We start from the raw sequence: 19,167 nt of genomic DNA, 5'->3' as shown, positions 1-19,167 counted from the left end.
TTCTCCCCCCAACCCGCCCCTTCCCGAAACCCGCCGGGGGTGAAAGAGCTCCTGGGGCTCCGCCCCAGACCCCGTTCGCGCCTGAAGGACGCTCGTCCTCAATCTCCCCCAAGGCCTTGAGGGCCAGGGGGGACCCCATGACGGGCTGGGAATGCACCCCGCCAGGGGCGCGGGGAACTGCGCGACCAGCCACGTACGGTCCGCAGCCGAACGGTTACCCCCGGAGGGTTTCGGGAAGGGGTGGGGTGGGGCCTCCCGGGGTCTGGTGCGGAGCCCCGGTGCACCCCCGCCCGGTCGGGATGACAAAGCGGCGCAACCCGCGCCCCGACCACTCCACCCCGGACAAACCCGCACCCGCCCCCGCCCGCCTACCGTGAGGGCATGACTTCTACCCACGCCTTCTGGCTCGCCGGCCGCGAGGCCACCGGCGACGACAGCTTCGACGTCACTTCGCCCTGGGACGGCCGTCTCGTCGCCGCCGTGTCCATCCCGACCGACACCCAGGTCGAGGAGGCCGTGGCCGCCGCCCACGCCGTCGTGGAGGAGTTCGCGGCGACCCCGGCGCACGTGAGGGCCGCCGCCCTCGACCACGTCTCGCGCCGCCTGGCCGAGCGCACCGAGGAGATCGCCCAGCTGATCTCCGCCGAGAACGGCAAGCCCGTCAAGTGGGCCCGCGGCGAGGTCGGCCGCGCGGTGTCCGTGTTCCGGTTCGCCGCCGAGGAGGCCCGCCGCTTCAACGGCGGCGAGGCCCAGCGCCTGGACACCGACGGCGGCGGCGTGGGCCGCCTCGCCCTGACCCGCCGCTTCCCCAAGGGCGTCGTCCTCGGCATCGCGCCGTTCAACTTCCCGCTGAACCTGTGCGCCCACAAGGTCGCCCCGGCCATCGCGGTGGGCGCCCCGATCATCCTCAAGCCCGCCCCCGCCACCCCGCTCTCGGGCCTCGTCCTCGGCGAGCTGCTCGCCGAGACCGAGCTGCCCGCCGGTTCGTGGAGCGTCCTGCCGGTCGCCAACGACAAGATGCCGGCCCTGGTGCAGGACGACCGCCTCCCGGTCATCTCCTTCACCGGCTCCGACAAGGTCGGCTACGCGATCATGGACTCGGTGCCGCGCAAGCACTGCACCCTGGAGCTCGGCGGCAACGGCGCGGCCGTCGTGCTGGCCGACTGGGCCCGCGAGGAGGACCTGGACTGGGCGGCGACCCGCATCGCCACCTTCTCCAACTACCAGGGCGGCCAGTCCTGCATCTCCGTACAGCGCGTGATCGCGGACGCCGCCGTGTACGACCGGCTGCTCCCGAAGATCGTCGCCGCCGTCGAGGCGCAGGTCACCGGCGACCCGTCCGACTCCGCCACCGACGTCGGCCCGCTGGTCAGCGAGGCCGCCGCCGTGCGCGTCGAGTCCTGGGTCGACGAGGCCGTACAGGCGGGTGCCAAGCTGCTCACCGGCGGCAAGCGCGACGGCGCCTCCTACGCGCCCACCGTGCTGACCGAGCTGCCCGCCGACACCACCCTGGCCTGCGAGGAGGTCTTCGGACCCGTCCTCACCGTCCAGAAGGTGGACGGCGAGGCCGAGGCGTTCGCCGCGGTCAACTCCTCCAAGTACGGCCTCCAGGCAGGGGTGTTCACGCACGACGTGCAGACCGCCTTCCGCGCCCACCGGGCCCTGGAGGTCGGCGGCGTGATCATCGGCGACGTGCCGTCCTACCGCGCCGACCAGATGCCGTACGGCGGCGCCAAGGCCTCCGGCGTCGGCCGCGAGGGCGTCCGCTACGCCATGGACGACTACACCTACGAGCGCGTCCTGGTCCTGACGGGCCTCGCCCTGTAGCCGACGACGCGACCAGACCGGCGGCCGGAACCCACTGTGCGGGGGTTCCGGCCGCCGTCGTACGTCAGGTGCCCGCGAGGGGTGGTCCAAGTGCCGGGAATCGGGTACATACGGACGGGTAGCACCACCCGGTAACGGGCAGCCGCCCGCAGCCATCAGCCCGCGGCGAGGAGAACCCCTCATGACCGCACCACAGCACACCGCCAAGGTCTCCGAGCGCGAGGCCCGCCAGGTCGCCGAGGCCGCCCGCGAGCAGGACTGGCGCAAGCCCAGCTTCGCGAAGGAACTGTTCCTCGGACGACTGCGCCTCGACCTGATCCACCCGCATCCCCAGCCCGCCCCGGACGACGTGGCGCGCGGCGAGGCCTTCCTCGCCAAGATGCGCGACTTCTGCGAGACCCGCGTCGACGGCCGCCTCATCGAGCGCGAGTCGCGGATCCCCGACGAGGTGGTGAACGGGCTCAAGGAGCTCGGCGCCTTCGGGATGAAGATCGACACGAAGTACGGGGGCCAGGGGCTGACCCAGGTCTACTACAACAAGGCGCTCACGCTCGCCGGTTCGGCGAGCCCGGCCATCGGCGCGCTGCTCTCCGCGCACCAGTCGATCGGTGTGCCGCAGCCGCTGAAACTGTTCGGCACCCAGGAGCAGAAGGACACCTTCCTGCCGCGCTGCGCCCGTACCGACATCTCCGCCTTCCTGCTCACCGAGCCCGACGTGGGCTCCGACCCGGCGCGGCTCGCGACCTCGGCGGTCCCCGACGGCGACGACGCGTACGTCCTGGACGGGGTCAAGCTGTGGACGACCAACGGCGTCGTCGCGGACCTCTTGGTCGTGATGGCCCGGGTGCCGAAGTCCGAGGGCCACAAGGGCGGCATCACGGCCTTCGTGGTCGAGGCGGACTCGCCGGGCGTCACGGTCGAGAACCGCAACGCCTTCATGGGCCTGCGCGGCATCGAGAACGGCGTCACCCGCTTCCACCAGGTCCGCGTCCCGGCCGCCAACCGGATCGGCCCCGAGGGCTCCGGCCTCAAGATCGCCCTGACCACGCTCAACACGGGCCGCCTCTCGCTGCCCGCACTCTGCGTGGGCAGCGGCAAATGGTGTCTGAAAATCGCCCGTGAATGGGCGGGCGTACGCGAGCAGTGGGGCCGCCCGGTCGCCCGGCACGAGGCGGTCGGCGGGAAGATCTCCTTCATCGCCGCGACCACCTTCGCCCTCGAAGCCATGACGGACCTCTCCTCGCAGATGGCCGACGAGAACCGCAACGACATCCGCATCGAGGCGGCCCTCGCCAAGCTGTACGGCTCCGAGATGGGCTGGCTGATGGCGGACGAGCTGGTCCAGATCCGCGGCGGCCGCGGCTTCGAGACCGCCGACTCGCTGGCCGCCCGCGGCGAACGGGCCGTCCCCGCCGAGCAGATGCTCCGCGACATGCGGATCAACCGGATCTTCGAGGGCTCCACGGAGATCATGCACCTGCTGATCGCCCGGGAGGCGGTCGACGCCCACCTGTCGGTGGCGGGCGACCTCATCGACCCCGACAAGTCCCTCCAGGACAAGGCGAAGGCGGGCGCCAACGCGGCCGGGTTCTATGCCAAATGGCTGCCCAGGCTGGTCGCGGGCGCCGGTCAACTCCCGCGCTCGTACGCCGAGTTCGGCCCGCTCGCCCAGCATCTGCGCTACGCCGAGCGCTCCGCGCGCAAGCTGGCCCGCTCGACGTTCTACGCGATGTCGCGCTGGCAGGGCCGGATGGAGACCAAGCAGGGCTTCCTCGGCCGGATCGTGGACATCGGGGCCGAACTGTTCGCGATGAGCGCGGCCTGCGTACGGGCCGAGCACCTGCGTGCCACCGGCGACCACGGCCGCGAGGCGGTCCAGCTGGCGGACGCGTTCTGCCGCCAGTCCCGCATCCGCGTCGAGGAGCTCTTCACGCGGCTGTGGAGCAACACCGACGACCTCGACCGCAAGATCGTCGACGGGGTGCTCGACGGCGCGTACACCTGGCTGGAGGCAGGCGTCATCGACCCGTCCGACGACGGCCCCTGGATCGCCGACGCGACCCCCGGCCCGGCCAAGAACGAAAACGTCCACCGCCCAATTCGCTGATCCGGTAGGGGACTTGGGGCGCCGAGGCGGCCAGGGGGTGTCCGGTGGGTCGGGCGTCGTGACCCAGCGGACACCCCCCAGGTCCGCTCCGGTGCCCAGTCGGCGACCAGGGCGAGCAGCCCAGGGAAGCGCTCTTCGGGATCCTCGGTGCGCACCTGGCCGCACCGCTCCAGGCCGTAGGGCCACCGGCGGATCACGCCGGCTTCCCTGAGCGCCTTGAAGCGCGGCTCGGCGGGCGCGGGCTCCGCGAGCGGCCCGGGTGCGCCCCCGGGCACCGGACGAACCCTGAACTCCGGTTGGCGGCCGCTGCCGCGCGGGACCCCGGGCACCCGGCTCGCGGCACCTTCCCGGCCTTATTGACAGGAGCGCTGTCCGGGCGCACAGGGGATGCGGCAACAATGGGGGGATGAGCGACAGCCCAGCCCCCCTCGCCGACCCTCACATCGCCTTCGATCCAGCCGTTGGCCGACGCGATGTGGTCGTCCTCGGATCCACCGGGTCCATCGGTACCCAGGCCATCGACCTGGTCCTGCGCAACCCCGACCGCTTCCGCGTCACCGCGCTGTCCGCGGCCGGCGGCCGGGTCGGGCTGCTGGCCGAGCAGGCCCGGCAGTTGAAGGTGCGTACGGTCGCGGTCGCCCGCGAGGACGCCGTGCCCGCGCTGCGCGAGGCGCTCGCCGCGCAGTACGGCGGCGAGCCGCTCCCCGAGATCCTCGCGGGCCCCGACGCCGCCACCGAACTGGCCGCGTCGCCGTGCCACACCGTGCTCAACGGGATCACCGGCTCGATCGGGCTCGCCCCGACCCTCGCGGCGCTGGAGGCGGGCCGCACGCTCGCCCTCGCCAACAAGGAGTCGCTGATCGTCGGCGGCCCGCTCGTCAAGGCCATCGCCAAGCCGGGCCAGATCATCCCGGTCGACTCCGAGCACGCCGCCCTGTTCCAGGCGCTGGCGGCCGGGAAACGCGCCGATGTGCGCAAACTCGTCGTGACCGCGTCCGGCGGGCCCTTCCGGGGACGTACCAAGAGCGAGCTCGCGGACGTCACCCCGGCCGACGCGCTCGCCCACCCCACCTGGGCGATGGGCCCCGTGATCACGGTCAACTCGGCGACCCTGGTCAACAAGGGCCTGGAGGTGATCGAGGCCCATCTGCTGTACGACATCCCCTTCGAGCGCATCGAGGTCGTCGTCCACCCCCAGTCCTACGTGCACTCCATGGTCGAGTTCACCGACGGCTCCACGCTGGCCCAGGCCACCCCGCCCGATATGCGCGGACCGATCGCGATCGGGCTCGGCTGGCCCGAGCGGATCCCCGACGCGGCGCCCGCCTTCGACTGGTCCACGGCCTCCACCTGGGAGTTCTTCCCCCTCGACCAGGACGCGTTCCCGTCGGTGGGACTCGCCCGGCACGTCGGGGAGCTGGGCGGGACGGCTCCGGCGGTGTTCAATGCCGCGAACGAGGAGTGCGTGGACGCGTTCCTGGCGGGACGGCTGCCGTTCAACGGCATCATGGAGACAGTCACCGATGTGGTGGCGGAGCACGGCACCCCCGCCACGGGAACTTCCCTCACGGTCTCGGACGTCCTTGAAGCGGAGACCTGGGCACGCGCCCGGGCCCGGGAACTCGCCGTGAAGGCAACAGCGGAGGCACGCGCATGACGATCCTGTTGACGGTCCTCGGCATAGCGCTCTTCGCCGTCGGGCTGCTCATCTCCATCGCCTGGCACGAGCTCGGCCACCTCTCCACGGCCAAGCTCTTCGGCATCCGCGTGCCCCAGTACATGGTCGGCTTCGGCCCCACCATCTGGTCGCGCAAGAAGGGCGACACGGAGTACGGGATCAAGGCGATTCCGGCCGGCGGCTACATCCGCATGATCGGCATGTTCCCGCCCGGGGAGGACGGCCGCATTGAGGCGCGGTCGACCTCGCCGTTCCGGGGCATGATCGAGGACGCCAGGGCGGCGGCCTTCGAGGAGCTCCAGCCGGGCGACGAGGAGCGGCTCTTCTACACGCGCAAGCCGTGGAAGCGCGTCATCGTCATGTTCGCGGGCCCGTTCATGAACCTGGTGCTCGCCGTCGCGATCTTCCTCAGCGTCCTCATGGGCTTCGGCACCGCGACCCAGACCACCGAGGTCGCGGGCGTCCAGAAGTGTGTGATCGCGCAGAGCGAGAAGCGCGAGACCTGCAAGGCGGGCGACGCCGTCTCGCCCGCCGAAGCCGCGGGCATGAAGACCGGCGACAAGATCGTCGCCTTCAACGGCAAGCCCGTGAAGGACTGGTCCGACCTCTCGGACCGGATCCGCGAGACCATCGGCCCGGCCACCGTCACCGTGGAGCGCGGCGGCCAGCAGGTCACCCTGCACCCCACGCTCGCCAAGAACATGGTGGCGAAGAAGGGCTCGGACGGCCAGGCCGTCCCGGACCAGTTCGTGCCGGCCGGCTACCTCGGCTTCGCCGCCAAGACCGAGATCCAGCCGCTCAGTTTCGGCGCGTCCGTGAACCGCATGGGCGACATGGTGCAGAACGGCGTGCACTCGATCGTCGCCCTGCCCGGCAAGATCCCGGACCTGTGGAACGCGGCCTTCGACGGCGGCCAGCGCAAGGCCGACTCCCCGGTCGGTGTGGTCGGCGCGGCCCGCATCAGCGGCGAGGTGCTCAACCTGGACGCCCCGACGCCGAACATCATCGCGACGTTCCTGTTCCTGCTGGCCGGCTTCAACCTCTCGCTGTTCCTGTTCAACATGCTGCCGCTGCTGCCGCTGGACGGCGGTCACATCGCCGGAGCCCTGTGGGAGTCGCTGCGCCGCAACCTCGCCCGCGTGCTCAAGCGCCCCGACCCGGGCCCCTTCGACGTGGCGAAGCTGATGCCGGTCGCGTACGTGGTGGCCGGAATCTTCATCTGCTTCACGCTGCTGGTCCTGGTGGCGGACGTGGTGAACCCGGTGAAGATCACCTGACGGACGCGGCGGACACCTGTGCCGTACGCGCGTCTCGTACGCGGGTGGGGTACGCGGCGTGCCGACACGGGATGTCGTACGGATGCGGGGGCGGCCCGGGCGCACAGCGTGCCCGGGCCGCCCCTTAGCGTGAACTACCGGGGCACGGTGCAGTCGGGGGTCGCCCGGTGACGTAACCTCGAAGGCTGGAGCCCGCCGATCTCGGGACCTTGATCCACACCTTGATCCACACCTTGGGGTTGCACAGCAGATGACTGCGATTTCACTGGGAATGCCGTCCGTACCGACCAGGCTGGCCGAGCGTCGCAAGAGCCGCCAGATCCAGGTCGGTTCCGTGGCGGTCGGCGGGGACGCGCCCGTGTCGGTGCAGTCGATGACGACGACGCGGACGTCGGACATCGGGGCGACGTTGCAGCAGATCGCGGAGCTGACGGCGTCGGGCTGTCAGATCGTGCGGGTGGCGTGTCCGACTCAGGATGATGCGGATGCGCTGGCGACGATCGCGCGGAAGTCGCAGATCCCGGTGATCGCGGATATTCATTTCCAGCCGAAGTACGTGTTCGCGGCGATTGACGCGGGGTGTGCGGCGGTGCGGGTGAATCCGGGCAATATCAAGCAGTTCGACGACAAGGTGAGGGAGATCGCGCGGGCGGCGAAGGATGCGGGTACGCCGATCCGGATCGGTGTGAACGCGGGTTCGCTGGATGCGCGGCTGCTGAAGAAGTACGGGAAGGCGACGCCTGAGGCGTTGGTGGAGTCCGCGTTGTGGGAGGCGTCGCTCTTCGAGGAGCACGGCTTTAGGGACATCAAGATCTCGGTGAAGCACAACGACCCGGTGGTGATGGTGAATGCGTACCGGCAGTTGGCGGCGCAGAGTGACTATCCGCTGCATCTGGGTGTGACGGAGGCGGGTCCTGCCTTCCAGGGCACGATCAAGTCGGCGGTCGCTTTCGGGGCGCTGCTGGCCGAGGGGATCGGTGACACGATCCGGGTTTCGCTGTCGGCTCCTCCGGTGGAGGAGATCAAGGTCGGCATCCAGATTCTGGAGTCGTTGAATCTGCGTCAGCGTCGTCTGGAGATCGTGTCGTGTCCGTCGTGCGGGCGTGCTCAGGTGGATGTGTACAAGCTGGCGGAGGAGGTCACGGCGGGCCTGGAGGGGATGGAGGTTCCGCTGCGGGTGGCGGTGATGGGCTGTGTGGTGAACGGTCCGGGCGAGGCGCGTGAGGCCGACCTGGGTGTCGCTTCCGGCAACGGCAAGGGCCAGATCTTCGTGAAGGGCGAGGTCATCAAGACCGTCCCGGAGTCGAAGATCGTGGAGACGCTGATCGATGAGGCGATGAAGATCGCCGAGCAGATGGAGAAGGACGGCGTCGCATCGGGCGAGCCGCAGGTGTCGGTGGCGGGCTGACTTTCCCCCACCCCGCCCCTTCCCGAAACCCTCCGGGGGCTGGGGCGCAGCCCCAGGAACCCGAGCCATCCAACCCCTTGCACGGGCGGCCGGGTGGGCAAACCCCTGGGGTCTGGGGCGGAGCCCCGGGGGTGTGGGGTATGGGGGCGCCGCCCCCAGGGTGGCAGGTACAGTGCGGAGATCAGCAGACCGTACCGTGAGGCCCCCTCGTGTTGACGCAGACCACCACCCGGGTCCTCGAACCCGGCGACCTCGGCGCGGCGCTCGCCATCCTGGAGAGCGACCCGGTCGCCAACGCCTTCGTGACCTCCCGCGTACAGATCGCCGGCCTCGACCCCTGGCGGCTCGGCGGCGAGATGTGGGGCTGGTACGCGGACGGCCGCCTCCGCTCGCTCTGCTACTCCGGCGCCAACCTCGTACCGATCTGCGCGACCCCCGAGGCGGTACGTTCCTTCGCCGACCGCGCCCGCCGCACCGGCCGCCGCTGCTCCTCGATCGTCGGCCCCGCCGAGCCCACCGCCCAGCTGTGGCGGCTGCTCGAACCGCACTGGGGCCCGGCCCGCGACGTACGCCCGCACCAGCCGCTCATGGTCACCGAGCGGATGCCGGACGACATCGCCCCCGACCCGTACGTCCGCCGGATCCACAAGGACGAGATGGACACGATCATGCCGGCCTGCGTCGCCATGTTCACCGAGGAGGTCGGGGTCTCGCCGCTGGCCGGTGACGGCGGTCTGCTCTACCAGGCCCGCGTCGCCGAACTCGTAGGATCCGGGCGCTCGTTCGCCCGTATCGAGGACGGCAAGGTCGTCTTCAAGGCCGAGATCGGCGCCGCCACCACCCAGGCCTGCCAGATCCAGGGCGTCTGGGTCGCCCCCGAACACCGGGGCAGGGGCCTGTCCGCCGCCGGCATGGCGGCCGTACTGCGCTACGCCCTCGCGGACGTCGCGCCCATCGTGAGCCTGTACGTGAACGACTTCAACGCCCCCGCCCGAGCCTGCTACCGGAGGGTCGGCTTCCGTGAGACCGGGGCGTTCATGAGCGTGCTGTTCTGAGGTTAGGGTGCGCCCATGCCTCCTGACTCTGACGCAGTGGTCGGACCGCTCGACCTCGCGGCCCGCGTGGACGAGGCGCTCGCCGTGCAGGCGGTCGCCTTCGGACTGAGCGCCGACGAGGTCGGGGTCCGCCGCCACATCGTGCTGCGGCACCTGTCCCAGCCCGGCGCGAGGGCGCTGGGGGCCACCACCCCCGAGGGACGGCTGGTCGGCTTCGTGTACGGGATGCCCAACGACCGCGCCCACTGGTGGTCCACCGTCGTCGAGCCGTATCTGCGCCACAACGGCGCCGACGCGTGGCTCGACGACTCGTTCGTCATCACCGAGCTGCACGTCCACCCCGCCTACCAGGGCCTGGGCCTGGGCCGGGCGCTCATCACCACCATCACCGACACCGCCGCCGAACCCCGCTCGATCCTCTCCGCGATCGACACGGAGAGCCCCGCCCGGGCCCTGTACCGGGCGCTCGGCTACGTCGATCTGGCCGGACAGGTGCACTTCCCGAGCGCGGCGCGGCCGTACGCGGTGATGGGCGCGCCTCTTCCACTGCTGCGGCCCGCACAAACGGCATTCGGCTAAACGGATTTCCGCGCACTCGGGCCGCCCGGCTAACCTCCAGGCATCACCCCGTGCACGTACAGGAGAGAAATCCATGGCAGCCGCCCACGTCCAGCGCATGTCCCGTCTGATGGCCAAGACACTGCGCGACGACCCGGCGGACGCCGAGACGCTCAGCCACAAGCTCCTGGTCCGCGCCGGTTACGTGCGCCGCAACGCCGCCGGCATCTGGACCTGGCTGCCGCTCGGCAAGAAGGTCCTGGACAACATCTCCACCGTCGTACGCGAGGAGATGGACGCCATCGGGGCGCAGGAGGTCCTGCTGCCCGCGCTGCTGCCGAAGGACGCGTACGAGGCGAGCGGCCGCTGGGAGGAGTACGGCGACCTGCTGTTCCGCCTCAAGGACCGCAAGGGCGGCGAGTACCTGCTCGGCCCGACGCACGAAGAGATCTTCACGCAGACGGTCAAGGACCAGTGCACGTCCTACAAGGACCTGCCGGTGATGCTGTACCAGATCCAGACCAAGTACCGCGATGAGGCCCGCCCGCGCTCCGGTGTGCTGCGCGGCCGCGAGTTCCAGATGAAGGACTCGTACTCCTTCGACACCACCGACGAGGGCCTCGCCGAGTCGTACGCCCTGCACCGCGCGGCCTACCAGAAGATCTTCGCGCGGCTCGGCCTGGACTACCGGATCGTCTCCGCGGTGTCCGGTGCGATGGGCGGCTCGGCCTCGGAGGAGTTCCTGGCGCCGGCCGCGGCGGGCGAGGACACCTTCGTGGACTGCCCGGCGTGCGAGTACGCGGCGAACACGGAGGCCGTGACGTTCGTGGCCGCCCCGGTCGACGGCTCGGCGCACGGGCCCGTCGAGGAACTGGCCACCCCCGACACCCCCACCATCGAGACCCTCGCCGCCCACCTGGGCGTCCCGGCCTCGGCCACCCTGAAGAACCTGCTGGTCAAGGTGGACGGCGAGATCGTCGCCGTCGGCGTCCCCGGGGACCGCGAGGTCGACCTCGGCAAGCTCGGAGAGCACCTGGCGCCCGCGGTCGTGGAGCTCGTGACGGCCGAGGACTTCGCCGACCGCCCCGATCTCGTCCGCGGCTACGTCGGCCCGCAGGGTCTGGAGAAGGTCCGCTACATCGCCGACCCGCGCATCGCGCCGGGCACGGCGTGGATCACCGGCGCCAACAAGGCGGACACGCACGCCCGCAACGTGGTCTGCGGCCGGGACTTCGAGGTGGACGACTACCTCGACGTCGTCGTGGTCGAAGAGGGCGACCCCTGCCCGTCCTGCGGCGCGGGCCTGAAGCTCGACCGGGCCATCGAGATCGGCCACATCTTCCAGCTGGGCCGCAAGTACGCCGACACCTTCCAGCTCGACGTGCTCGGGCAGCAGGGCAAGCCGGTGCGGGTCACGATGGGCTCGTACGGCATCGGCGTCTCGCGCGCGGTCGCGGCGCTCGCCGAGCAGACGGCGGACGACAAGGGCCTGTGCTGGCCGGCCGAGATCGCCCCGGCCGACGTCCACGTCGTCGCCGCGGGCAAGGCGGTGCAGACGGAGGCCGCACTCGACGCCGCCGAACAGCTCCGGGCCGCCGGGCTGCGGGTCCTGGTGGACGACCGGGCCGGGGTCTCGCCCGGCGTGAAGTTCACCGACGCCGAGCTGATCGGTGTCCCGCAGATCCTGGTGGCCGGGCGGCGCGTGGCCGAGGGCGTCTTCGAGCTGAAGGACCGCCGCACGGGCGAGCGCGAAGAGCTCCCGCTCGCCGAGGCGATCGCCCGCCTGACGGCCTGACGGCCTCATGGCGAAGGCCCCGTCCCCTCGGTGGATTCCAGGGGGCGGGGCCTTGCTTTGTTCGGCGGCTACAGCCAGCCCGCGAACTCCAGCAGGAGTTCCGCGTCCTGGTGGCGGCCCGCCGCTCGGGCGCGCAGGCCGGACTCGACCGCTCGGAACAGGGTCCAGCCGTGCAGCCGTACGGGGTCGACATCCAGCGAGTCGGCCAGTTTGCTGACGCGGCGGCGGGCCGCGGACGCCCCGCTCGGTGCCGCGATCAGGTCCTCCACCCGGTCGCGGACCAACCGCGCCAGGTCATAGGCCCGTTCACCCACCAGCGGCTCCGGCCCCACCGTCAGCCACGGCGCCCGCTCGCCCGAAAGCACCTTGCTCTGACGGAAGTTGCCGTGCAGCAGGACCGACTCGGCGGCGGCGGACGCCAGTTCGTCGCGGGCCGCGAGCGCGGCCGAGACGAGCGGGGCGAGTTCGGGGTCCTGCGGCGCCCGCATCGGCGCGGACTGGCGCTCGGAGCGCTCGGCCACCGTCTCGAAAGCGTGGCCGCCCGGCGGCTCCACCCACAGGCGCCGCACCGTGCCGGCCGCCTCCAGGAGCGCCTTCGCCTCGGGCAGCGAGCGCAGCGACACCTCGGGGTGCAGCCGCTCCAGGAGCAGCGCGCCGTCGGACACCTCGTCGTCCAGCAACTGCGCCGCGCCCCAGCCGTTCCAGTGCGCCAGGGCCGCGCGCTCCAGATCGGGACGGGCGAAGTCCGGGGCGACCTTGAGCGCGGCCGGGCTGCCGTCCGGACGGTGTACGAGGGCGACCAGGCTGGAGCGGCCGCCGGGAGCCTGCACCCGGTCGACCGTGAGACCGCGGCGGGCCGCCGACTCCTCGGCCAGTTCGGGCAGCCGGTCGAGCCAGGGCCCGGCCAGCTCGTCCCCGTACGTCTCGCCGAGCGCGCGGACCAGCCGCTCAGGCGGTTCGAAAGCCATGCGTGTTGTGCCCCTTGCTCAGGTACTAGCTGGTGGAACCGGTGCGCTCGGGCGTTCCGCGAGCCCAGGAAAGGCTACGCTGCCGCCCCGCCAGCGCACGGCCCGCACCGCGGCCTCCCGCAGGGCGGCGGCCGCCTCCTGGCGCAGCGGCCCCTCGGCGGCCCGCACGAGATCGGAGTAGACGCCCGCGACCCGGTCCTCAAGCTCCGCGGCGAGCCGCAGCGCCGACGCGGCGTCCGGCACGGCGAACGGCAGGGCGTACGCCGCGGCCGCGGCCACCGGCGATCCGCCCAGGTCGCGCACCGTACGGGCGAGGGAGTCGCGGCGGGAGCGGTGGGCGGCGTAGGCCTCGCGGGCCTGGCCGGCGCGGGCGTCGGCGAGCCGGCCGCCGAGCACCCCGTACCCGTACACCGCGGCGTGTTCGGCGGCCAGCGCGGCCTGTGCCGCGTCCAGCGGTTGGGCGGTCACTGGGCACCTCCGGCGAGCAGATACGCGTGCCCGGCGCCGGACGCCGACACCGAGGCGAGCAGGCGGGCCAGCTCCGGCGGCGCGGTGGCCAGGGCCGCCAACTGGGCGTCGGAGGTGCGCCGTTCGGCGTCCGCGAGCTCTTTGACGGCCTCGTCGGCGTCGGCCGGAACCGGCGAGATCTCGGGCGTCGAGGAGGGAGCGGGAGAGACAGACGGAGCGGGGGAGGGGGAGGGCGTGGGGTCGAGGGCGGTGGTGTGCTGGGCCGCCTGGTCGCGCAGGGGCGCGAGGCGTGGGCGCAGCGCGGGGTGCATCGCGAGGACCGCGTCGTACTGTGCGACGAGCGTCCGGCTCGCGGCCGAGGTGCGGGCGCGCAGCGCCGCCTCCGCGCGGGCCGCGGCCTCACGCGCCCCGGGTGCACGCCTGCCGCCGTCGGACGCGCTGCCCGAGCAGCCGGCCAGCAGCCCGGCGGCCGCCGCACCCGTCACGGCCAGCACCCGCCTTCGCGTGGTCCCCGTATGCCGCACGTGCGTCTCCCTGTGTGCCGGTCCGCCGGTGACCGAGTGATCACCGCAGGCGAGCGTACCCGCGGGCGCCGGGCCGTGGACGGCAACACCCCCCGGGACCGGATACCCTTTGACCTGACGGCGGCGGTTCGATGACGGCCGCCGTACGCGACGATCCCCACAACAGCAGACGCGGCCGAGGAGTCACCCGGATGAGCACGACCCAGAGCGACAGGCTGCGCGGTCTCCTTGAACCGCTCGTCAGCGCGGAGGATCTGGACCTCGAGGAGATCGAGGTGTCCCGGGCGGGCCGCCGTCGCGTGCTGCGGATCGTGGTCGACTCGGACGAGGGCGTGGAGCTGGACGCCTGCGCGGAGCTGAGCCGGGCCGTCTCCGAACTGCTCGACCAGAACGATGCGATGGGCGACGAGGAGTACGTCCTCGAAGTGACGTCTCCGGGCGCCGAGCGCCCGCTCACCGAACTGCGCCACTACGTGCGCGCCACCGGACGGCTCGCCAGGCTGCACCTGCACGACGGCGGCGAACTGGTCGCGCGGATCCTCAAGGCCGACGACGAAGGCATCGACGCCGAGATCCCGGGCGTGAAGGGGCGCAAGCCCACCGCCCGCCGGATCGCGTTCTCGGAGATCGCCAAGGCGCGGGTCGAGATCGAGTTCAACCGCAAAGACAAAGACATCAAGAACGACGTTGACAACGAAGAGGAGGCGTAGCCGTGGACATCGACATGAGTGCCCTGCGGGGTCTGGTCCGGGAGAAGGAGATCTCCTTCGACCTGCTGGTCGAGGCGATCGAGTCGGCGCTCCTCATCGCCTACCACCGCACCGAGGGCAGCTTCCGGCGTGCGCGCGTGAAGCTCGACCGTGAGAACGGTCATGTCACGGTGTGGGCGAAGGAAGACCCGGCCGACCTCGAAGAGGGCCAGGAGGCCAAGGAGTTCGACGACACCCCGTCCGACTTCGGCCGGATCGCGGCGAGCACCGCCAAGCAGGTCATCCTGCAGCGGCTGCGCGACGCCGAGGACGACATCACCTTCGGTGAGTTCGCCGGACGCGAGGGCGACGTCATCACCGGCGTCGTCCAGCAGGGCAAGGACCCGAAGAACGTACTGGTCGACATCGGCAAGATGGAGGCCATGCTCCCGGTGCAGGAGCAGGTGCCGGGCGAGGAGTACACGCACGGGCTGCGCCTTCGCACGTACGTCGTACGGGTGGCGAAGGGCGTGCGCGGTCCGTCCGTGACGCTGTCGCGCACCCACCCGAACCTGGTCAAGAAGCTGTTCGCGCTGGAGGTCCCGGAGATCGCCGACGGTTCGGTGGAGATCTCGGCGATCGCCCGCGAGGCCGGTCACCGCACCAAGATCGCGGTGCGCTCGACGCGCAGCGGCCTGAACGCCAAGGGCGCCTGCATCGGCCCGATGGGCGGCCGGGTGCGCAACGTCATGGCCGAGCTGCACGGCGAGAAGATCGACATCGTCGACTGGTCGGACGACCCGGCGGAGATGGTGGCCAACGCGCTGTCCCCGGCCCGGGTCTCCAAGGTCGAGGTCGTGGACCTGGCGGCCCGTTCCGCCCGGGTGACCGTGCCGGACTACCAGCTCTCGCTGGCCATCGGCAAGGAAGGGCAGAACGCCCGGCTCGCCGCCCGCCTCACCGGCTGGCGCATCGACATCCGCCCGGACACCGAGCAGCCCGCCCGGGACTCCGGGGAATAACCACTGGCCCTGCCCCTGTTCTGGGGGCAGGGTGGGCTTTCTGGACAACAACCGTTCGATTTTTGCCCCCAACGGGTGAGGTCGGTGCGGGGAGGTAGACTTAAACGTGTCTGGCCGGACGCACGCCCGCGCCTGCCCTGAGCGAACCTGCGTGGGATGCCGGGAGCGAGCGGCCAAGAGCGATCTGCTGCGCATCGTGGCGGTCGAGGGTGCTTGCGCCCCCGATCCGCGCGGTACGCTGCCCGGCCGGGGTGCTTATGTGCATCCTGCCTCGGTCTGTCTCGATCTGGCGGTCCGCCGCCGGGCGTTCTCCAGGGCCCTCAGGGCCCAGGAAGCGCTCGACACCGCGGTACTGCGGGAATACGTCGAGCAGGCAGCAACGTAAGAAGAAGTACGGCACGGAATCCCGTGCGGTCAGGTACCTCGCGAGTTGGAAGTAGGTCGAGATTGCGATGAGCACTCGATGAGTACGCGATGAGTACGCCCATGAAGTAGCGACGGTCCGGCGGTAACCCGGACCTAAAAGGAGCGAAGTGGCTAAGGTCCGGGTATACGAACTCGCCAAGGAGTTCGGGGTGGAGAGCAAGGTCGTCATGGCCAAGCTCCAAGAACTCGGTGAATTCGTCCGTTCGGCGTCCTCGACGATCGAGGCGCCGGTTGTACGCAAGTTGACTGACGCACTGCAGGGGCCCGGCGGCAACGCCGGCAAGTCCGCTGCCAAGCCCGGCGCGCCTCGCAAGGCCGCGCCCGCAAAGCCCGCGGCGCCCGCCGCGGCACGTCCCGCTGCCCCGAAGCCCGGCGCCCCGGCCCCCAAGCCGGCCCCCGCCGCGCCTGCGGCCCCGGTCACCCCGGTCGCCCCGGCGAGCAGCACCCCCTCTTCTCCGGCTCCGGCCGCCTCGGGCCCCCGCCCGGGTCCGAAGCCCGCCCCGGCCAAGCCGGCCCCGGTCACCCCGGTGCCCGCCGCCGAGTTCTCGGCGCCGGCCCCGGCCCAGCCCGCGGCGCCCCAGGCCCCGCGTCCCGCCGGTGCCACCCCCGGCCCCCGTCCCGCCGCTGCCCGTCCGGCTCCGGCCGGTCAGCGTGACGGCGGCCAGCGCGACGGTGGCCGTGGCGGCGACCGTCCGGCCCGCCCCGCGGGTCAGGGTGCCCCCCGACCGGGCGGTGCCCGTCCGGCCGGTCCGCGCCCCGGCAACAACCCCTTCACCTCGGGTGGCTCCACCGGCATGGCGCGCCCGCAGGCGCCCCGTCCCGGCGGCGGCGCCCCGCGTCCCGGCGGCGACCGTGCCGTTCCCGGTGCCCCGCGTCCGCAGGGCGGCCCCGGCGGCGCCCCGCGTCCGCAGGGTCAGGGCGGCGGCCGTCCGAGCCCGGGCGGCATGCCCCGTCCGCAGGGCGGCGCCCCGCGTCCGGGTGGTGCTCCGGGCGGTAACCGTCCGAACCCGGGCATGATGCCGCAGCGTCCCGCTGCCGCACCGCGTCCCGGCGGCGGCCCCGGCGGCCGTCCGGGTGGCCCCGGTGGCCGTCCCGGTGGCGGCGGCGGTGCCGGTCGTCCCGGTGGCGGCGGCGGCTTCGCCGGCCGTCCGGCGGGTCCCGGTGGCGGCGGTCGTCCCGGTGGCGGTGGCGGCTTCGGCGGCCCCCGTCCGGGTGGCGGCGCTCCCGGTGGTGGTGGCGGCGGCTTCGGCGGTCGTCCCGGATTCCAGGGCCGTCCCGGTGGCCCCGGTGGCCGCGGTGGCACGCAGGGTGCGTTCGGCCGTCCCGGCGGGCCCGCCCGTCGTGGCCGCAAGTCCAAGCGCCAGAGGCGCCAGGAGTACGAGGCCATGCAGGCCCCGTCGGTGGGCGGCGTCATGCTGCCCCGCGGCAACGGACAGTCCGTCCGCCTGTCGCGCGGTGCCTCGCTGACCGACTTCGCGGAGAAGATCAACGCCAACCCGGCGTCGCTCGTCGCCGTGATGATGAACCTCGGCGAGATGGTCACCGCCACGCAGTCCGTCTCCGACGAGACGCTGAAGCTCCTCGCGGATGAGATGAACTACATCCTCGAGATCGTCAGCCCCGAGGAGGAGGACCGCGAGCTGCTGGAGTCCTTCGACATCGAGTTCGGCGAGGACGAGGGCGGCGAGGAGTTCCTCGTCGCGCGTCCGCCGGTCGTGACCGTCATGGGTCACGTCGACCACGGCAAGACCCGCCTCCTGGACGCGATCCGCAAGACGAACGTCGTCGCGGGCGAGGCCGGCGGCATCACGCAGCACATCGGTGCGTACCAGGTCGCCACCGAGGTCAACGGCGAGGACCGCAGGATCACCTTCATCGACACCCCGGGTCACGAGGCGTTCACCGCCATGCGTGCCCGTGGTGCGAAGTCCACCGACATCGCGATCCTCGTGGTGGCGGCGAACGACGGTGTGATGCCCCAGACGATCGAGGCGCTGAACCACGCCAAGGCGGCCGACGTGCCGATCGTGGTCGCGGTCAACAAGATCGACGTCGAGGGCGCGGACCCGACCAAGGTGCGCGGTCAGCTCACCGAGTTCGGTCTGGTGGCCGAGGAGTACGGCGGCGACACGATGTTCGTCGACATCTCCGCCAAGCAGGGCCTCAACATCGAGTCCCTCCTGGAGGCCGTCGTCCTCACCGCCGACGCCTCGCTCGACCTGCGGGCCAACCCGGAGCAGGACGCGCAGGGCATCGCGATCGAGTCCCACCTCGACCGCGGCCGCGGCGCCGTCGCGACCGTCCTGGTCCAGCGAGGCACCCTGCGGGTCGGCGACACGATGGTGGTCGGCGACGCGTACGGCCGAGTCCGCGCGATGCTCGACGACAAGGGCGAGAACGTGGAAGAGGCGGGTCCCTCGACCCCGGTCCTCGTCCTCGGTCTCACCAACGTCCCGGGCGCCGGCGACAACTTCCTGGTCGTCGACGAGGACCGTACGGCCCGTCAGATCGCCGAGAAGCGTGCCGCCCGTGAGCGCAACGTCCGCTTCGCCCGCAAGGGCGTGCGGTTCTCCCTGGAGAACCTGGACGAGGCCCTCAAGGCCGGTCTGGTGCAGGAACTCAACCTCATCATCAAGGGCGACGCGTCCGGTTCGGTGGAGGCCCTCGAAGCCTCGCTGCTCCAGCTCGACGTCGGCGACGAGGTCGACATCCGCGTCCTGCACCGCGGTGTGGGTGCGGTCACCGAGTCCGACATCAACCTGGCGACCGGCTCCGACGCCATCGTCATCGGCTTCAACGTCCGCGCCGCGGGCCGCGCGGCGCAGATGGCGGAGCGCGAGGGTGTCGACGTCCGGTACTACTCGGTGATCTATCAGGCCATCGAGGAGATCGAGGCGGCCCTCAAGGGCATGCTCAAGCCGGAGTACGAAGAGGTCGAGCTCGGTACGGCGGAGATCCGCGAGATCTTCCGCTCGTCCAAGCTGGGCAACATCGCCGGTGTGCTTGTCCGCTCCGGCGAGGTCAAGCGCAACACCAAGGCGCGCCTGCTGCGCGATGGCAAGGTCATCGCGGAGAACCTCAACATCTCCGGTCTGCGCCGCTTCAAGGACGACGTCACCGAGATCCGCGAGGGCTTCGAGGGTGGTATCAACCTCGGAAACTTCAACGACATCAAGATCGACGACGTCATCGCGACGTACGAGATGCGCGAGAAGCCGCGCGGCTAGTCCGCGAGGCTGACCCGTACCTCAGCAGTCGGGGCCGATCGGCGGGAAGATTATTTCCGTCGATCGGCCCCGGCCGTTCCGGTACGGTTCTGATGTCCCTGCCAAGTCTTTGGCGGGGTCCTCTAACCCGGACCGGCG

15 protein-coding genes are annotated in these 19,167 nt (G+C 71.6%); 12 read left to right on the top strand and 3 right to left on the bottom strand.

The window, feature by feature from the left end; translation table 11 throughout:
• Nucleotides 1–381 precede the first annotated feature (381 nt).
• The 8 genes from ACIBK6_RS34590 (at nt 382) to ACIBK6_RS34555 (ending at nt 11,705) form a co-directional block, all read left to right on the top strand.
• The gene (locus ACIBK6_RS34590) at nt 382–1,827 is read left to right on the top strand and encodes an aldehyde dehydrogenase family protein (RefSeq protein ID WP_399056139.1); all 1,446 of its coding nucleotides are present in this window, start codon (nt 382–384) and stop codon (nt 1,825–1,827) included.
• Nucleotides 1,828–2,008: 181 nt separating this feature from the next.
• Nucleotides 2,009–3,934 (top strand): acyl-CoA dehydrogenase family protein, encoded by a 1,926-nt coding sequence (locus ACIBK6_RS34585; RefSeq protein ID WP_399056137.1) that lies wholly within the window; start codon nt 2,009–2,011, stop codon nt 3,932–3,934.
• A 406-nt stretch (nt 3,935–4,340) separates the two neighbouring features.
• Nucleotides 4,341–5,591: a 1-deoxy-D-xylulose-5-phosphate reductoisomerase gene (dxr, locus tag ACIBK6_RS34580; protein ID WP_399056135.1), complete on the top strand. Its 1,251-nt coding sequence runs from the start codon at nt 4,341–4,343 to the stop codon at nt 5,589–5,591.
• The gene (locus ACIBK6_RS34575) at nt 5,588–6,889 is read left to right on the top strand and encodes a M50 family metallopeptidase (RefSeq protein ID WP_399056133.1); all 1,302 of its coding nucleotides are present in this window, start codon (nt 5,588–5,590) and stop codon (nt 6,887–6,889) included. The genes dxr and ACIBK6_RS34575 overlap by 4 nt, the downstream gene beginning before the upstream one ends.
• Nucleotides 6,890–7,139: 250 nt before the next feature.
• Nucleotides 7,140–8,297, top strand: a complete 1,158-nt coding sequence (gene ispG / locus ACIBK6_RS34570) for a flavodoxin-dependent (E)-4-hydroxy-3-methylbut-2-enyl-diphosphate synthase (protein ID WP_399056131.1) — start codon at nt 7,140–7,142, stop codon at nt 8,295–8,297.
• A 212-nt stretch (nt 8,298–8,509) separates the two neighbouring features.
• Nucleotides 8,510–9,352, top strand: coding sequence for a GNAT family N-acetyltransferase (locus ACIBK6_RS34565; protein WP_399056129.1), 843 nt, complete (start codon nt 8,510–8,512; stop codon nt 9,350–9,352).
• Between the two features lie 15 nt (nt 9,353–9,367).
• Nucleotides 9,368–9,931: a GNAT family N-acetyltransferase gene (locus tag ACIBK6_RS34560; RefSeq protein WP_399056127.1), complete on the top strand. Its 564-nt coding sequence runs from the start codon at nt 9,368–9,370 to the stop codon at nt 9,929–9,931.
• A 73-nt stretch (nt 9,932–10,004) separates the two neighbouring features.
• Nucleotides 10,005–11,705 (top strand): proline--tRNA ligase, encoded by a 1,701-nt coding sequence (locus ACIBK6_RS34555; protein WP_399056124.1) that lies wholly within the window; start codon nt 10,005–10,007, stop codon nt 11,703–11,705.
• A gap of 68 nt (nt 11,706–11,773) precedes the next feature.
• Here ACIBK6_RS34555 and ACIBK6_RS34550 read toward each other — a convergent pair whose 3' ends face one another.
• Genes ACIBK6_RS34550 through ACIBK6_RS34540 form a run of 3 tightly spaced genes read right to left on the bottom strand, consistent with a single transcriptional unit; the run spans nt 11,774 to nt 13,665 of the window.
• Entirely contained in the window at nt 11,774–12,673 is a 900-nt protein-coding gene (locus ACIBK6_RS34550) for an aminoglycoside phosphotransferase family protein (RefSeq protein ID WP_399056122.1), read from the bottom strand.
• A gap of 18 nt (nt 12,674–12,691) precedes the next feature.
• Complete coding sequence (locus ACIBK6_RS34545; RefSeq protein WP_399056120.1) at nt 12,692–13,141, bottom strand: ferritin-like domain-containing protein; 450 nt, start codon at nt 13,139–13,141, stop codon at nt 12,692–12,694.
• Nucleotides 13,138–13,665: a hypothetical protein gene (locus tag ACIBK6_RS34540; RefSeq protein WP_399056118.1), complete on the bottom strand. Its 528-nt coding sequence runs from the start codon at nt 13,663–13,665 to the stop codon at nt 13,138–13,140. Before ACIBK6_RS34540 ends, ACIBK6_RS34545 begins: the two co-directional genes overlap by 4 nt.
• A 191-nt stretch (nt 13,666–13,856) precedes the next feature.
• Here ACIBK6_RS34540 and rimP point away from each other — a divergent pair, with 191 nt between their 5' ends.
• From rimP to infB, 4 genes are all read left to right on the top strand, one after another.
• Nucleotides 13,857–14,375: a ribosome maturation factor RimP gene (rimP, locus tag ACIBK6_RS34535; protein WP_399056115.1), complete on the top strand. Its 519-nt coding sequence runs from the start codon at nt 13,857–13,859 to the stop codon at nt 14,373–14,375.
• Between the two features lie 2 nt (nt 14,376–14,377).
• Nucleotides 14,378–15,376, top strand: a complete 999-nt coding sequence (nusA, locus tag ACIBK6_RS34530) for a transcription termination factor NusA (RefSeq protein ID WP_399056113.1) — start codon at nt 14,378–14,380, stop codon at nt 15,374–15,376.
• A gap of 106 nt (nt 15,377–15,482) precedes the next feature.
• Nucleotides 15,483–15,761 carry a YlxR family protein gene (locus ACIBK6_RS34525; protein WP_399056111.1) on the top strand — a complete coding sequence of 93 codons (279 nt, stop codon included), beginning with the start codon at nt 15,483–15,485 and terminating at the stop codon, nt 15,759–15,761.
• Nucleotides 15,762–15,909: 148 nt separating this feature from the next.
• The gene (gene infB, locus ACIBK6_RS34520; protein ID WP_399056109.1) at nt 15,910–19,029 is read left to right on the top strand and encodes a translation initiation factor IF-2; all 3,120 of its coding nucleotides are present in this window, start codon (nt 15,910–15,912) and stop codon (nt 19,027–19,029) included.
• The last annotated feature ends 138 nt before the right edge of the window (nt 19,030–19,167 follow it).

It is taken from the genome of Streptomyces sp. NPDC050485 (assembly GCF_044458185.1).
GTDB lineage: Bacteria > Actinomycetota > Actinomycetes > Streptomycetales > Streptomycetaceae > Streptomyces.
The sequence above is the reverse complement of the archived record's forward strand: the minus strand, read 5'-3'. Positions and strand labels throughout refer to the sequence as shown.

Excerpts from the sequence above, each read along its gene's own strand:
- ACIBK6_RS34590 (WP_399056139.1), top strand. The coding sequence starts at position 382 with ATGACTTCTACCCACGCCTTCTGGCTCGCCGGCCGCGAGGCCACCGGC.
- ACIBK6_RS34585 (WP_399056137.1), top strand. The coding sequence starts at position 2,009 with ATGACCGCACCACAGCACACCGCCAAGGTCTCCGAGCGCGAGGCCCGC.
- dxr (WP_399056135.1), top strand. The coding sequence starts at position 4,341 with ATGAGCGACAGCCCAGCCCCCCTCGCCGACCCTCACATCGCCTTCGAT.
- ACIBK6_RS34575 (WP_399056133.1), top strand. The coding sequence starts at position 5,588 with ATGACGATCCTGTTGACGGTCCTCGGCATAGCGCTCTTCGCCGTCGGG.
- ispG (WP_399056131.1), top strand. The coding sequence starts at position 7,140 with ATGACTGCGATTTCACTGGGAATGCCGTCCGTACCGACCAGGCTGGCC.
- ACIBK6_RS34560 (WP_399056127.1), top strand. The coding sequence starts at position 9,368 with ATGCCTCCTGACTCTGACGCAGTGGTCGGACCGCTCGACCTCGCGGCC.
- ACIBK6_RS34555 (WP_399056124.1), top strand. The coding sequence starts at position 10,005 with ATGGCAGCCGCCCACGTCCAGCGCATGTCCCGTCTGATGGCCAAGACA.
- ACIBK6_RS34550 (WP_399056122.1), bottom strand. The coding sequence starts at position 12,673 with ATGGCTTTCGAACCGCCTGAGCGGCTGGTCCGCGCGCTCGGCGAGACG.
- rimP (WP_399056115.1), top strand. The coding sequence starts at position 13,857 with ATGAGCACGACCCAGAGCGACAGGCTGCGCGGTCTCCTTGAACCGCTC.